The sequence below is a fragment of the Halopseudomonas sp. genome, from assembly GCF_036961105.1.
Classification (GTDB): domain Bacteria; phylum Pseudomonadota; class Gammaproteobacteria; order Pseudomonadales; family Pseudomonadaceae; genus Halopseudomonas.
The window spans coordinates 1-13,879 of the sequence record NZ_JBALWW010000007.1; the positions used below are offsets into that span (position 1 = coordinate 1).

12 protein-coding genes and 1 tRNA gene are annotated in these 13,879 nt (G+C 60.0%); 7 read left to right on the forward strand and 6 right to left on the reverse strand.

Annotated elements, in window-relative coordinates; genetic code table 11:
- Positions 1 to 335: transposase (locus V7756_RS08940; protein ID WP_335609815.1), on the forward strand; the 335-nt coding region annotated here is incomplete at its 5' end.
- 526 nt (positions 336 to 861) lie between these two features.
- On the opposite strand, the gene V7756_RS08945 is transcribed toward V7756_RS08940, so the two are convergent.
- A complete protein-coding gene (locus V7756_RS08945; protein WP_335609816.1) occupies positions 862 to 3,228 on the reverse strand; it encodes a DUF6351 family protein in 2,367 nt (788 codons plus the stop codon).
- Between the two features lie 127 nt (positions 3,229 to 3,355).
- A complete protein-coding gene (locus V7756_RS08950) occupies positions 3,356 to 4,813 on the reverse strand; it encodes an aminotransferase-like domain-containing protein (RefSeq protein WP_335609817.1) in 1,458 nt (485 codons plus the stop codon).
- A gap of 284 nt (positions 4,814 to 5,097) precedes the next feature.
- Here V7756_RS08950 and V7756_RS08955 point away from each other — a divergent pair, with 284 nt between their 5' ends.
- Positions 5,098 to 5,775, forward strand: coding sequence for an SGNH/GDSL hydrolase family protein (locus tag V7756_RS08955; protein WP_335609818.1), 678 nt, complete (start codon positions 5,098 to 5,100; stop codon positions 5,773 to 5,775).
- An 88-nt stretch (positions 5,776 to 5,863) separates the two neighbouring features.
- Here the strand turns inward: V7756_RS08955 and soxR are convergent, their stop codons facing one another.
- Entirely contained in the window at positions 5,864 to 6,322 is a 459-nt protein-coding gene (gene soxR / locus V7756_RS08960; protein ID WP_335609819.1) for a redox-sensitive transcriptional activator SoxR, read from the reverse strand.
- Positions 6,323 to 6,416: 94 nt separating this feature from the next.
- Here soxR and V7756_RS08965 point away from each other — a divergent pair, with 94 nt between their 5' ends.
- From V7756_RS08965 to V7756_RS08975, 3 genes are all read left to right on the forward strand, one after another.
- A complete protein-coding gene (locus V7756_RS08965) occupies positions 6,417 to 6,866 on the forward strand; it encodes a RidA family protein (protein ID WP_335609820.1) in 450 nt (149 codons plus the stop codon).
- Positions 6,863 to 8,083 carry an MFS transporter gene (locus V7756_RS08970; protein ID WP_335609821.1) on the forward strand — a complete coding sequence of 407 codons (1,221 nt, stop codon included), beginning with the start codon at positions 6,863 to 6,865 and terminating at the stop codon, positions 8,081 to 8,083. Before V7756_RS08965 ends, V7756_RS08970 begins: the two co-directional genes overlap by 4 nt.
- Before the next feature lie 179 nt (positions 8,084 to 8,262).
- Complete coding sequence (locus V7756_RS08975; protein ID WP_335609822.1) at positions 8,263 to 10,119, forward strand: ABC transporter ATP-binding protein; 1,857 nt, start codon at positions 8,263 to 8,265, stop codon at positions 10,117 to 10,119.
- 85 nt (positions 10,120 to 10,204) lie between these two features.
- Here the strand turns inward: V7756_RS08975 and uraH are convergent, their stop codons facing one another.
- Both uraH and V7756_RS08985 read right to left on the reverse strand, forming a co-directional pair.
- Complete coding sequence (gene uraH / locus V7756_RS08980) at positions 10,205 to 10,615, reverse strand: hydroxyisourate hydrolase (RefSeq protein ID WP_335609823.1); 411 nt, start codon at positions 10,613 to 10,615, stop codon at positions 10,205 to 10,207.
- A 10-nt stretch (positions 10,616 to 10,625) separates the two neighbouring features.
- Complete coding sequence (locus V7756_RS08985; protein ID WP_335609824.1) at positions 10,626 to 11,126, reverse strand: GlcG/HbpS family heme-binding protein; 501 nt, start codon at positions 11,124 to 11,126, stop codon at positions 10,626 to 10,628.
- Positions 11,127 to 11,295: 169 nt separating this feature from the next.
- Here V7756_RS08985 and V7756_RS08990 point away from each other — a divergent pair, with 169 nt between their 5' ends.
- Positions 11,296 to 11,967: a heavy metal response regulator transcription factor gene (locus V7756_RS08990; RefSeq protein WP_335609825.1), complete on the forward strand. Its 672-nt coding sequence runs from the start codon at positions 11,296 to 11,298 to the stop codon at positions 11,965 to 11,967.
- Positions 11,964 to 13,334, forward strand: a complete 1,371-nt coding sequence (locus V7756_RS08995) for a heavy metal sensor histidine kinase (protein ID WP_335609826.1) — start codon at positions 11,964 to 11,966, stop codon at positions 13,332 to 13,334. Before V7756_RS08990 ends, V7756_RS08995 begins: the two co-directional genes overlap by 4 nt.
- Before the next feature lie 402 nt (positions 13,335 to 13,736).
- On the opposite strand, the gene V7756_RS09000 is transcribed toward V7756_RS08995, so the two are convergent.
- Positions 13,737 to 13,813: transfer RNA gene (locus tag V7756_RS09000), tRNA-Pro, on the reverse strand.
- Between the last annotated feature and the right edge of the window lie 66 nt (positions 13,814 to 13,879).

The following is a 13,879-nucleotide window of genomic DNA, read 5'->3' on the forward strand; positions in this document are numbered from 1 at the left end:
ACGGCTGGCTTGGCAATGGTCAACAGTTTCGTTGTGGCCGTGACGTGGCCGCTGCGCTTGGCCTGGTGCCCAAGCAATACAGCACCGGCGGTAAAACGCTGCTTGGGGGTATCAGCAAGCGCGGAGACAAGCATCTCAGGGCATTGCTGGTGCATGGCGCCAGGGCGGTGGCCCGTTACGCCAAGGAGCGTGATGACAGGCTGAGTCGCTGGGTACAAAGCCTGATTGAGAGGCGCGGCTATAACAAGGCGGTGGTGGCCTTGGCAAACAAACTGGCCCGCATAGGCTGGGCGGTGATCGCACGGTCTGAGCAATACAGAGCGCTACCGGCATAAGGCTGGCAGGCTAGCGGGTGTAATACAGGTTTAACAGCGAGGTAAAGCGCTTTCCCCCAGGTTGCGAAGGCAATCAGTAGCTGATGACAACACAGGTCAAACCGACGTACCGAAAACCTGAGGACGGTCGAGGCCCTTGAGGCCGCGAACTCGATAAGGACGGTACGTGGCGAATGCTCATCAAGGCCCGCAGCACTGTGCTGCAGATTGAGGCCGGATATACGACAGACAACCTGCTCTTGTTATCAAAAGCTGGAGGCCTTGCAATGAGGGAGGAGACCATATACGGCCGTCCCAGGACAGCACCGTGCACTACACGGGACTGTCGAGGCCCCTCTAGACCGGCGCAAAGCCAATGCGCACGACTGGTCAGGAGAAACCTATTGCCCTACGGCCACGCCCGCCCCAACCGGGACGGCCGAACTCCATCTCGACCAGCGGCGCTGCCGCTAATCTCTGGAACAAACCCGGCCGCCCCAAGGAAGCACCATGCATTCCCCGGGGACTGTCGATCCAGCTGCTGAAATCAATCAGCCGGTCTGCCCTGATCCGGCTGAGTGTAATCACATACGCCCTGCGGGAAGATCGAGTTGAGCTGCGCCTGTTCGTCAGTGGAAGGCACCCAACTGCCGTAAGTGCCGTCACCCAGCGCAGTGCTGACCGGTTTGAGCGCACACTTGAACACGCTGCCTTCAATCGGCCCGCCAGCGACCATGCGTGATGTGGTGTGGGTCGGGAATTTCTCGGTGCAGGCGCCTTCCGGCTGCCCGTCGATGATGCCGTTCCACACTGCATCGCCTTCGGCTATCAAGCTGCCATCGGTATTGAAGCAGCTATCCACCGCAGCAGCCGGCCGGTTTTCGCCAATACTCTGCTCCGGGTTCTCGCGAATGTTGGCCAGCCACTCATCCAGCACTTCCAGCGCCTGCCAGGTTTGATCAAACTCCTTGCGCGGTTCCGGCTCATCGGGGTCGCTGGTATCGGTCGGGCGGGTATCGGTAAACCAGATCACCTGGTTGTCTGCATTTCCCATCTTGTTGAGGATGCGCTGTCTGGCGGAGAACGACTGATGACTGTTGTGCATGTCCAGCACCTCTTCCAGATAGTGCCGCCAGTCGATCACCGGGATATTCAGCTGGCCATCAAACACCATGCCCGACTCATAGGCCGCGTTCATCGCCAGCAAATCACCCTCGGTTCGCGGCGCCGGCGCCGTGCCATCGGGGCTCAGATTCATATTGCGGCTGCTCCAGGGATCGAAGTTCTCGGGCGTTTCCGGCGGCAGGAAAGGAGCGCCCTCCTGCACCATCTCGCTGGGCTGTTTCCAGCCGCCAATCAAGCGATTGAGCTTGAGAAACTCGGCTGGCGTAATCTCGCCACTGCGCATCGAGCGCAGGCCGTACTGCACACCCACGTTGTCGAACAGGGTGCGCGGATTACCCTCGCCGTCCAGCCCGTAGATGTTGCGCAGGTCATCAAAGTGCGTCCACTGCACATCGGCCATGATGCCGGGTGGGTGCATCTTTTCCTGATTCCTTACCTGACCATAATGCGGATTCATGGTCAGCGGTGTGAGGCCGCGCCAGGCCGGAATGCACTCGGTCATGCCGGGGGCGCTCGAATAGCCAAGCATGATTTTGGTTTCGTAAAGCGGGTCAGCGTAGGCGTCGGTCGCATTCATCCCTACGAGCAGGCTGCGCTCGGTGGTAGTGCGCCAGCGTGGGTTGGTACGATCGGTGGCGTCCATGTAGTACTCCAGGAGCTCACAGTCGCCCACATGAATGGTCTGGGTCACCATGTCCGGATAGGAGTACTGGGGCACGCCGGCGTCGATCAAACCGGGGTGGTTCTGCGAATAGACGTACTGCTGAATACCGCCGCCGGAGCCGCCTATGGCAACCGTATACTCAGGCACGCCAAAACGCTTGATGAAGTGCTCCTTGACCATGAGCGCAGTTTCGCCGCCCACCTGCAGGTTGTAGTGCGAGCTGGTGCGCGTGCCGGTGGAGTAGATCACGGCGTAGCCCTTGCCAAGCACTTCAGGCGTCAGTGCATCGCCACTGATACGGCCCTGGGTATGCCCAATCGCTACCCCGCCTTCAAAATGAAACAGCAGCCTGCCGTTCCAGTGCTCGGTGCTGGCGGTATCGGCAGCGTCACCCAGGTTGGCCAGGGTGGCGAAGCTGTAGATGAAGCGGTTGAGGGTGCCTACTTCACGGCGCACGATAAAATCCACCTCGCTGCCATCGGTCAGCGTGGTTTTCGCCATATCGGCCGGCCGGGAGCCATCCCCCGGCAAAGCCACGTAGGCACCGCCAGTGGTGCGGTAGAGGAAGTCGATGCGTGGCTCGATGGTGCAATCTCGGCTGTAGCCTACAACGGTCTCGCCTTCGTACACCGGGTAACCTTCTTCCTGATTATCCACCAGCGGTTGAATGCCCAGCTCGGTGTCGACACTGCACACGAAGGGATATTGCTGCGGCCCGGAGAATATCGGCCCGGTCTCCGGGTAGTCAGTGAGCGTCATGCTGTACAGCTCGCCATGCTGACTGTGATGCAACTCCAACTGGTTTTCGCCAGGCAGCAAACCTTCAATCAGTATCTCTACCCTGCCCTCGCGTTGCGCCATACGGGCGGGCTCGATCTGCTTGTCGTTCAACCAGAGCTCAAGGTTATCCAGCTCCTGATCTATTACGGCTGTGTCACCCTCGACCGTCAACAGCACATCGCTACCGGTCACTTGGTCGGGCGCGCTCGACAGCACGCCCAGTTGCAGGTCAGGTCGTGCGCCACTGTCGTTGTCGGAGCTATCGCTGTCGCTCAGACAGCCGCCAAGTGCCAGGGTCAACAAACTGATGGAAAAGGCAGGTGCAAGTTTTCTCGAAATATCCATTACAGATCCTTCTTGCCAATGGGCTTCTTATTTTTGATGAGCAGGTCTGTTACTACGCCTGGTCATGCTAGGCGCCAGCCCTGTCGCAAAACAGTTACAGATAGGCGATTTACGCTGACACAGATGATCAGTTGCTCAGCATCGAGCTTGCCAGCCTGCCCAGGCTGCGCAACTTGGCCTCGATTTCCGGGCTTACCGGGTTGCCCGCGTTGAGCCTGAGAAAATCGTGGTGATTGGAACCAGCGGAAAAAACACTGCCGGGGAACACGTGAATGCCACATTCTAGGGCCCGCTCAAACAGCGCGCGCGCATCGCCTTTGTCCGGCAACCTTACCCACAGCACGCAGCCACCCTGAGGTTCATGCACCTGGGTACCGGACGGAAAGCTTTGCCGCACAATCTCGATCATGGCCCGCACCTGCGCCTGCAATCGACTGCGCAACTGCTGCAAGTGTTGGGCGTAGGCGCCACTTTCCATCAGCCTGCCGACTACCATCTGCGGCGCAGCGGCGGTGGTAATACTGCTGATCTGTTTGAGCTCACGCAGCCGACCATGAAAACGGCCGGCCGCCACCCAGCCCAATCGCAGGCCGGGCATCAATGATTTGGAGAAGGAGCTGCAGTAGATAACCATCCCATCGCGGTCAAAGGCCTTGGCCGGCAGACTCTCTCCGCTGTAGACGGTATCGCCCCAGATATCATTCTCGATCAGTGGCACCTGATAGCGGCTGGCCAGTTCAACCAGCCTGCGCTTGCGCTCGACCGACATGCTGAACCCCAGGGGATTCTGCGCATTGCAGGACACCAGACAGGCCTTGACCTGGCCGCGGCGAAAAGCCTGCTCCAGGGAATAGAGGCAGAGGCCGTCACGATAATGCGTGGGAATTTCCAGCGCGCGCCGTTGCAGCACCTCGAGCGCCAGCAGCGAGCCATAGTAGGTCGGCGTTTCCACTGCCACCACATCGCCGCGCCGGGTGACCGTACGCAATGCCAGCTCGATGGCCTCCATGCAGCCATTGGTAACCAGAATATCGCTCTCGGCCACGGGAGCTTCATGGTGCAGGCTGCGGTGAGACAACTGGCGGGTGAAGCTCGCCATGCCATTGGGATGCGAATAATCCCAAACCGCCTGCGGCTGGCGCCGCGTCATCTCGCGAAAAAGACGCATGATGCGCTGCACCGGCATGAGTTCTGCGGCGGGCAATGCAATCCCCAGATGCAGGGTGCCGGCACTCACATGCGGCTCCATGTAGCGAAGGATGTCCTCGCTCAAGGATACGTCCACCGGCAACATGGGGAAATGAACTACTGCAGGGCTGGTGCGATCCGGGGGCAGCGAGCCACACACAAAGGCACCCGAGCGCTCGCGGATCTCCACATAACCGTCCATTTCCAGCTTGCGCAACGACTGTATGACCGTATTGATGCTGACGCCAAACAGCTTGCTGAGCGCACGTACCGAGGGCAGGCGTTCACCTGATCGATAACTTCCACTGCGAATATGGGACGTCAATTGCTCGCTGATGTTTTCGTATAGAAAAAGATCCTGCGCCATTACTTCTGCCTCGACGCGCCAGCCGCGCATAGCCTTCTTGTTCTTGTTGTTTGTTCAACCTGGAGTGTAGCTACTCCCCAGCGATGCGCTAAATGGGTGCGCCGTGTTTTTATTCCAAGCCCGCCTTGAGCAGAACGCCTTCGCCAAAGGTGCGCTGGCTCGCAGTTAATCGCCTATTTGGGTGCTTGTAACATTTACTCACAAAACTACCATCTACGGGCCATTTAGCACTTATGTCTCACCGCAACTGACCAGGCACCGTCGCAACGGTCATGCGGGCATACAAGAACAAAATCAATCACAAGGAATACGCCATGTTTGCACTCAAGAAAGTCTTCAAGAGCGGCCTCGCTGTTATCGCTCTCAGCACACTGTTTGCTGGCGCCGCCCAGGCCACCAACCCTGGCACCAGCAACCCGGACACCATGATTCTCGGTGACTCCATCTTCGCGCTGTCGGGTGATATTCACGAGTATCTGGAAGCTGACCTGGACGAAAACATCGACACCTACGCCCGCTCCGGCTGCCAACTGAGCGGCGGCAACGTGCTTTGCTCGCGTCTGTACTCGGTTGAGCGGCAGTACGCCCGCGCCAGCAAGACCGGCATCAAGACGGTGATCTTCAACGGCGGTGGCAACGACATTCAGCTGAACAGCTGCCGCCCGTCCCTGAGCGCCTGCATGCCCCTGCTGAACGAGCTGGAAGACAAGATTGCGGCACTGGTGAACGACATGCGCGACGACGGTATCGAAGAGATCATCTTCCTCGGCTATTACAACGCCACCGGCGGTGCCGAAGAACTGCGCGACATCAACAACTACAGCATGAACTACAAGGCAGCCGCCTACCCCGGCATGAACGTCAAGTTCGTCGATGTGCGCGCCGCCTTCGCCGGCAAGGAAGCCCAGTACATCACCAGCGATGGGATTCACCCTACCGCCGCCGGTTCACGCGTACTGGCTGATCTGTTGCTGCAGGCCCTGGATCAGTAAGCTACTCGGGCCACGGCAACCGCTGCCGTGGCCCGATCTTTCTCCCTGCTTTGCCCCCTCGCCGGTTCAGCACGTTCCTCAGCGCTCACTATTCCCGAAAATGCGGCCCCGGCCCCTCCTCCGCCAACTCATCATGGGCATTGCGCAACGGGCAGGCCTTGAGCGACAGACAACCGCAACCGATGCAGCCATCAAGCTGATCACGCAGCTGCGTGAGAGCCTGTATGCGCTCATCCAGCGACTGCTGCCAGTGGCGTGACAAACGCTGCCAATCGCGCACGCCCGGTGTGCGCTCGGCCGGTAGCGCCTGCAGCGCCTCGGCAATCTCGGTCAGCGAGACGCCTACCCGCTGCGCCACCTTGATCACCGCCAGCCGGCGCAATACCGAACGCGGATAGCGTCGCTGATTACCTGCCGTGCGATAGGCGCGGATCAACCCCTTGGCCTCGTAAAAATGCAACGTGGATACCGCCAGACCACTGCGCATAGCTGCTTCGCCCACCCCTATGCTAGAAGCCTCGCCAGGCTTCAGAGCGGTTTTCTGCATCATCGAACACCTCAAAAAATGACCCTTGACCTCAAGTTAAGTTGAGATATTAAAGTGCGCCCTGCTGCTTCACAACACCCAGGATCAAACGGCCATGACACAGACGCTCAACTCTCTGTTTTCCACTGCCATCAACCCGCCCGCGCTCTATGACCCAACACCGAACGGCTACTCCCATGTGGTAGTCGCTCCGCTCAACGCACGCTGGCTGTTTGTTGCTGGTCAGGGCGGGGAAGATCAACACGGCAGTCTCGCTTCCGGCTTTCAGCCGCAGTTGCAGCGCTGCCTGCACAACCTGCGTATTGCCCTGGCGGCGGGCGGCGCAACGCTGCAACAAGTGACAAAGTTGACCGTGCTGGTGGTTGATCACGACGAGGCCCGCCTCAGCCTGATAGCCAGCGCGCTGCGCGACGCCTGGGCAGACAAACCAGCGCCAGCCTGTACCCTGATTCCCGTGCCACGTCTGGCGCTGGACGGCATGCTGATCGAAATAGATGCTACCGCTTGCGTCGGCCCCAACCAGACCACGGAGCGCGCAGCATGAACTCAGCCGAAGGACTGGACACCCCAACCGAGATGAAGGCTTACCTGTCCACCGCCACCTTGCTGCTAATGGCCACCGCTACCGGCCTGTGCGCCGGCGCCAACTACTTCAACCAGCCATTGCTGCACTCCATAGCCCAGTCACTGTCGATCAGCGAAGGTCTGGCCGCCACCACAGTGACCCTGTCCCAGGTTGCTTACGCTCTGGGCCTGCTGTTCCTGGTGCCGCTAGGCGACAAACTGGAACAGCGAGGGCTGGCCGTGGGGCTCATGTTGTTGGCGACAGCGGGGTTGCTGATCAGCGGCTACGCCCACAATTTCAACATGCTGGTGATCGGCACTCTGATTACCGGGCTGTTTTCAGTCGCCGCGCAGATTCTGGTGCCTATGGCCGCCAACCTGTCCGACCCCGCGCGCAGTGGTCGGGCTGTAGGGCTGGTCATGAGCGGATTGCTGGCCGGTATTCTATTGGCCCGCGCCGCCGCCGGATTGCTGTCGGAGGTCGCGGGCTGGGCCAGCATATACCGTCTCACCGCCCTGCTTATGTTACTGCTCGCCGCGCTGCTCTGGACGCTGCTACCGCGCTCTCGCAATCCCGAACCCGCGAGCTACGCCGCCACGCTGCGCTCATTGGCCAGCCTGAGTGCCGCCCATCCGCGGCTGCGCAGCCGGGCGCTGCTCGGCGGCCTGGTGTTCGGCTCGGTCAGCGTCCTGTTCTCGAGCATGGCACTGCTGTTGTCCGGCCCGGCCTATGGACTCAACGACAGTCAGATTGGCCTGGTCGGTTTGCTGGGCATCAGCGGGGTGATTACCGCCAGCCTGGTCGGTCGGCTGGCTGACCTGGGGCACGGCCAGAGCATCAGTTGCGCCGCCATAGTCCTGCTGTTGCTCGGTTGGCTTGGTTTCTACCTGGGCACGGGCAATCTATGGTGGTTTCTATTGCCAATGCTATTGCTGGATATCGCGCTGCCGGCGGTGCATATCAGCAATCAGAGCGTTATCTATCAATTGGCCCCGCACGCCAGGGCGCGCGTGAACGCGGTCTATATGACCGGCTATTTTATCGGCGCAGCCAGCGGCTCAGCCCTGGGCGCCGCAGCCTGGAGCCTGGGCGGCTGGAGCGCTACCTGCGCCACCGGCTTGGCGCTGGCCACCTTGGCCGCCCTGGCGCTCTGGTACGACCAACAGCTGGTACAACGCGAGGCGCGCCATGCGTGAGCTGGTGCGACCTGCGAAGATCGACGTCCCGACGCCGCGCAGAGGCCAAGGTCGCTTACGCCAATCAGCGTATAGAGGTCCTGGTCCGGAGCGCGGCAATCCGCGCCAATCCGCCCTTGAGGACCGCCGTAGCCCACCGCATAATGCACGGCCCGCCTCCCTAGCTACAGGCCCTGCTCATGTTTCGCTGGTTTGAAAATCGCCTGAATCCCTTCCCCCCTGAAGAGCCAACGGAGCCGCCGCGCACGCTGCTGGGATTCTGTCTGCACTACACCAAAGGCGCCTGGCCCTATCTGATTCTGGCCTCGATCCTGATGGCCGCCATTGCCATCACCGAGGTCTGGCTGTTCGGTTTTCTGGGCAGCATTGTTGACTGGCTGAGCGAGCAGAACCGCGAAACCTTCCTGCAGACCGAGGGCTGGAAGCTCGCAGGCATGGCCTTTGTGGTATTGGTTGCCCTGCCGCTGCTGATTTTCAGCAACTCGCTGCTCACCCACCAGACGCTGATGGGCAACTACCCCATGCGCATTCGCTGGATGGTGCACCGCTATCTGCTCAAGCAGTCGATGGCTTTTTATCAGGACGAGTTTGCCGGCCGCATTGCCACCAAGCTGATGCAGACCGCCCTGGCGGTACGCGAGTGCGTGATCAAGCTGATCGATGTGCTCAACTACATCATCGTCTACTTCCTCGGTACTCTGCTGCTGGTGGGCCTGGCCGATTGGCGTCTGACGCTGCCGATGCTTGGCTGGCTGCTGGGCTACATTCTGCTGATGCGCTACTTCATCCCCATCCTGGGCAACGTGGCCAAGGTGCAGGCCGATGCGCGCTCGACGATGACCGGGCGCATCGTTGACAGCTACACCAACATCCAGACCGTCAAACTCTTCTCCCACGCCAAGCGCGAATCAACCTACGCCCGCGAGGGGATGGACGAGTTCATGGTCACGGTGCATCAGCAGATGCGCCTGGTTACCCAGTTGTACAGCCTGCTGTACCTGCTCAATGCGCTGCTGCTGCTGGGCGTCACCGGCCTGGCCATCTGGCTCTGGATACAGGGAGCGGTGACTGTTGGCGCCGTGGCTGTGGCCGCCGGCCTGGTGCTGCGGCTGTGGGGTATGTCGCAGTGGATCATGTGGGAGCTCTCGGCGCTGTTCGAGAACATCGGCACCGTGCAGGACGGCATCAATTCCATCTCGCGCCCGCAATTGGTCAACGACGCGCCCGAGGCCAAGCCGCTGCAGGTCAGCCAGGGTGAAATCTGCTTTGAGCAGGTGCATTTTCATTACGGCAAGGGTCATGGCGTGATGGGCGATCTTAACCTGCGTATCAAACCGGGCGAGAAGATCGGCCTGGTGGGCCGCTCGGGCGCGGGTAAATCGACTCTGGTCAATCTGCTGCTGCGCTTCTACGACGTCGAGTCCGGCCGCGTGCTGATCGACGGCCAGAACATCGCAGATGTGCAGCAGGACAGCCTGCGCGCACACATCGGCATGGTCACCCAGGATACCTCGTTACTGCACCGCTCGGTGCGCGACAACATCCTCTACGGCCGCCCCGATGCAGACGAGCAACTGATGCTCAAAGCAGCGCGCAACGCCGAGGCCGATCAGTTCATCGCCGAACTGGAAGACGCCAAGGGCCGCCGCGGGTTTGATGCGCACGTCGGCGAGCGTGGGGTAAAACTGTCCGGTGGCCAGCGCCAGCGGATCGCCATAGCGCGGGTGATGCTCAAGGACGCGCCCATTCTGATTCTCGACGAAGCGACCTCGGCGCTGGACTCCGAAGTGGAAGCGGCCATTCAGGAAAACCTGAACAAGCTGATGCAGGGCAAGACCGTGATCGCCATCGCTCACCGCCTATCGACCATCGCCGAAATGGATCGCCTGATCGTGATGGATCAGGGCTGTGTAATCGAAGATGGTAGCCACGCCGAACTGGTCGCACGCGGCGGCCTATACGCCAAGTTGTGGGCACGGCAGTCCGGCGGTTTTCTGGCCGAAGACCTGGACGAGGAGCTGACAGAGCGGCTCTGATTATCCAACGCCAGAGACAACAAGGCCCGCAATTGCGGGCTTTGTTGTTTGCAGTGGCGAGCACTGCACGCTGCGATGGGCCGGCTCAGTTGCCGCGATAGGTCGAGTAGCCGTAAGGGCTCAACAACAATGGGATGTGGTAATGCTCAACTGCACCGTCTACCTCGAAAATGACCGGCACTTCGGGAAAGAAGGTTCGCGCCTGATGCTGGGCAAACCAGTCACCGGTTTTGAAAGTCACCTTGTAGGTACCGCTTTCCAGTGACTTTCCCTGCGGAAAGAGCTCGGTAATACGGCCCTGCTCGTTGGTCACGGCTTCATTCAGGGGCTGCCAGCCATCCGGTTTGAGCTGTGCCAGGGTGACGCGCACATCCGGCGACGGCAGACCGTCTTGCAGATTAAGCACATGCACGCTGAGCGGGTTGCCTGCAGCCAGAGCACTGCCGGCGATACCGGTCATGAGTAGCGCGAAGGTCCAGCGATAAATGGATGCCATCATTGTTTCCTTAGTTGTTGGGTTGAATTAATTGCTCAATCGCGCTTTGGGCGCACCCTTCGTCGATGCTGGAGCCGCCGGCCCCTGCCACGCCCAGCGCGCCGACCACCTGCCCTTCCACAACCACCGGCACGCCACCGCCAAGCAACAACAACTCATCCAGGGTATTGAGATTGGCTGAGCTCGGATCGCCTTGCGCGCGCCTGGCGAGCTCGCTGGTTGGCGTTTTGGTAGAGAGCGCGGTGAACGCTTTGCGCTGCGCCGCCAGCGTGTTGTGCGGGCCCACATTGTCATCGCGCTGCAACGCCATCAGGCGGCCAGATCGGTCGACCACAGCCACTACGGCGCTACGATCCTGCGCATGACAGGCGCTCAGCGTGGCCTCTGCCAACTGGTTACCCAATGCCAGCGTCAGATCCTTGCGCGCGGCCACATCCGGGGTGCTGGCTTGGGCAGCGCCTGCAGCCAAGCCACCGATGAACAGCGTGATGAGGGACAGTCGATGCAGCATGGAAGTCTCCTGTGTTGTTTGAAAAGGGTGGTATCCGTACCGGCCTGTTGCAGCACCAGTGCATGGTGCAGGGGGGCTAGCGTCAGCCGCATTGCCGCTGCATTACGTATTTGTAATGGGCAGCCTGCCGCTTTAGCTCTAATCTTGCGGCATGCCACGGGAGACGAAGATGCGCATTCTGGTTGTAGAAGACGAACGCAAGGCCGCTGAGTATTTACGCAAGGGCTTGAGCGAGTCGGGGTATCAGGTAGCTGTTGCCCTGGAGGGTCTGGATGCGCGGCACTTGATAGAAGAGGAAGCCTTCGATCTCATCATTCTTGATGTGATGCTGCCGGGTATGGACGGCTGGCAACTGATCAAGCTGATCCGCCTGCGCGGCCAGACACCGGTGCTGTTTCTCACCGCGCGCGACAGTATCGAAGACCGGGTAAAGGGGCTTGAGCTGGGCGCTGACGATTATCTGATCAAGCCCTTCTCCTACTCGGAGTTATTGGCCCGCGTGCGTAGCCTGCTGCGCCGCGCGCCACTGCGAGAACTCGAACATTACAAGCTCGACGACCTGGAGGTCGATGTCCTGCGCAGGCAGGTGAACCGGGCTGGTCAGCGCATTGTGCTGACCAACAAGGAGTTCGCCCTGCTCCAGTTGCTGATCAGCCATGCGGGGGAAGTGATGTCTCGCACGCGCATCGCTTCGGATGTCTGGAACATCAATTTCGACAGCGATACCAACGTGGTCGATGTGGCCATCCGCAGGCTGCGCGCCAAGATTGACGACCCCTTTCAGCACAAGCTGGTGCACACGGTCAGGGGTATGGGTTACAAACTGGATGCATCTCCATGAAAGACCTGTTGAGCTCCTTGAGTCTGCGGCTCGGGCTGACCTTTGCTCTGGTCAGCACCCTGTTGCTGGGCAGCATTGGCGTGTATCTCTATCAATCGTTGCAGCGCGAGATTGCCTGGCGCGATGATCAGGCATTGCTCGGACGCCTTGAGCGAGTTCAGTTGTTGCTGAAAAACAGCCCCGATCTCGATGCGCCGACCGACCGGCCCGAGCTCTACGCCAATATGCTGGGTAACACCCAGCACTTTCTCTGGGTGCATGACAGCGCCGGTAACACGCTGGTCAGTATCAATCCCGCCCAGCTCTCGCTACCTGAACTCCCGGCTACCGCTGAGCCGAGGTTCTATCAGGACGACGCCGCTTCCTACCGGCTGGTCACCCAGCAGATCAGCGTTAATCAACGCACTCTGACCTTGACCGCCGGGCACCTGCTGTCCGAGCAGCAATTGATGCTCGCGGCATATCGTTCCAACCTGATAGCCGTGCTCGGTGCCGGCAGCGTGCTGATATTCTGCCTGGGATTCTGGATCAGCCAGCGGGGGCTTAAGCCACTCAGGATCCTGGCGCAGCAAGCGGCCGTGATCGACAGCGAACACCTGCACCTGCGCCTGGATACTGTGAGGCACTACAGTGAACTGGATACGCTCGTTGGCAGTTTCAATCAAACCCTGGAACGGCTGGAAGATGGTTTTGAGCAATTATCGCGATTCTCCGCTGACCTGGCGCACGAAATGCGGACGCCCCTCAACAATCTCATCGGACAGACCCAGCAGACGCTCAGCCAGCCGCGTTCGGTAGAACAGCACGAACAGTTGCTGGAATCCAACCTGGAAGAGTTCGAGCGCCTGGCAAGAATGATCGGCAGCCTGCTTTTTCTGGCGCGTTGCGTGCAGCCAAGGCAAAGTCTCGCGCTGCAGCCCACGGATCTGCATCTAGTTGCCGAACGGCTCTGCGATTACTTCGAAGGCATGGCAGAGGAGCAACGGCTCACGCTGTGCAACCAATGCACAGGACAGTTGGTAGCGGAACCCGAGATGCTCACGCGGGCGCTGGCCAATCTTGTCGCCAACGCGATACGCCACGCCGATCCGGGCAGCACTATCACCATAGCCAGTCGGAAAGACAACGCCCATACCTGCATCAGCGTACACAATCAGGGCCCAGGCATCGCGGCAGAGCACTTGCCGCTGCTGTTTGATCGTTTCTACCGTGCAGATAGCTCACGCAGTCAGCCCGGTGACAGTGGCGGGCTTGGGCTGTCCATCGTCGAGGCCATCATGCGGTTGCACGGCGGCAACGTCAGTGTTGCCAACATCGCCTCGGGGGTGAGTTTCGAGCTGCATTTTCCCACTATCGCAGCGACATGACGCAGATGACATCCTTGTAATCCACACGTCATGCCCAGGTTGGGAGCGTGACCATATCCTGTACAGGTCAAGCGGCGGCAATCGCCACCGCTATCACTGCACAAGGATTCATCCCATGAAATTTGCTATCGCACTCATGCTTTCCCTCACTGCCCTGACCTGCACCCTGGCTCAAGCGGAAGACGGCAGCACCCGTCTGCACGACTTTTTCGAGATGCACCCACACGCAGAGTAAGCGCCCTTCCAGGAGCGCAGGTTGCCGCTCGAGTATCCTTTGGAAAACCGCATGAGCGATATACCAGGCGCTGGGCGAAAGAAGTGAAAGTAAACGCAAAAAAGCCCGCTCAAGGCGGGCTTTTTACTGTCTCTGGCCAGGCGGCAGTAACACCAGAAACGGGGAATTGGTCGGAGAGACTGGATTCGAACCAGCGACCTTCTCGTCCCGAACGAGACGCGCTACCAGGCTGCGCTACACTCCGTTAACAGGCGGCATTTTACCTAATTGGTCGTATCGCACAAGGGGGGATGGCGGGAAAATATGACCG

Coding starts and splice junctions, on each gene's coding strand:
- V7756_RS08945 (WP_335609816.1), bottom strand. CDS start 3,228: ATGGATATTTCGAGAAAACTTGCACCTGCCTTTTCCATCAGTTTGTTG.
- V7756_RS08990 (WP_335609825.1), top strand. CDS start 11,296: ATGCGCATTCTGGTTGTAGAAGACGAACGCAAGGCCGCTGAGTATTTA.
- V7756_RS08965 (WP_335609820.1), top strand. CDS start 6,417: ATGACACAGACGCTCAACTCTCTGTTTTCCACTGCCATCAACCCGCCC.
- V7756_RS08985 (WP_335609824.1), bottom strand. CDS start 11,126: ATGCTGCATCGACTGTCCCTCATCACGCTGTTCATCGGTGGCTTGGCT.
- uraH (WP_335609823.1), bottom strand. CDS start 10,615: ATGGCATCCATTTATCGCTGGACCTTCGCGCTACTCATGACCGGTATC.
- V7756_RS08995 (WP_335609826.1), top strand. CDS start 11,964: ATGAAAGACCTGTTGAGCTCCTTGAGTCTGCGGCTCGGGCTGACCTTT.
- V7756_RS08970 (WP_335609821.1), top strand. CDS start 6,863: ATGAACTCAGCCGAAGGACTGGACACCCCAACCGAGATGAAGGCTTAC.
- V7756_RS08955 (WP_335609818.1), top strand. CDS start 5,098: ATGTTTGCACTCAAGAAAGTCTTCAAGAGCGGCCTCGCTGTTATCGCT.
- V7756_RS08975 (WP_335609822.1), top strand. CDS start 8,263: ATGTTTCGCTGGTTTGAAAATCGCCTGAATCCCTTCCCCCCTGAAGAG.
- V7756_RS08950 (WP_335609817.1), bottom strand. CDS start 4,813: ATGCGCGGCTGGCGCGTCGAGGCAGAAGTAATGGCGCAGGATCTTTTT.
- soxR (WP_335609819.1), bottom strand. CDS start 6,322: ATGCAGAAAACCGCTCTGAAGCCTGGCGAGGCTTCTAGCATAGGGGTG.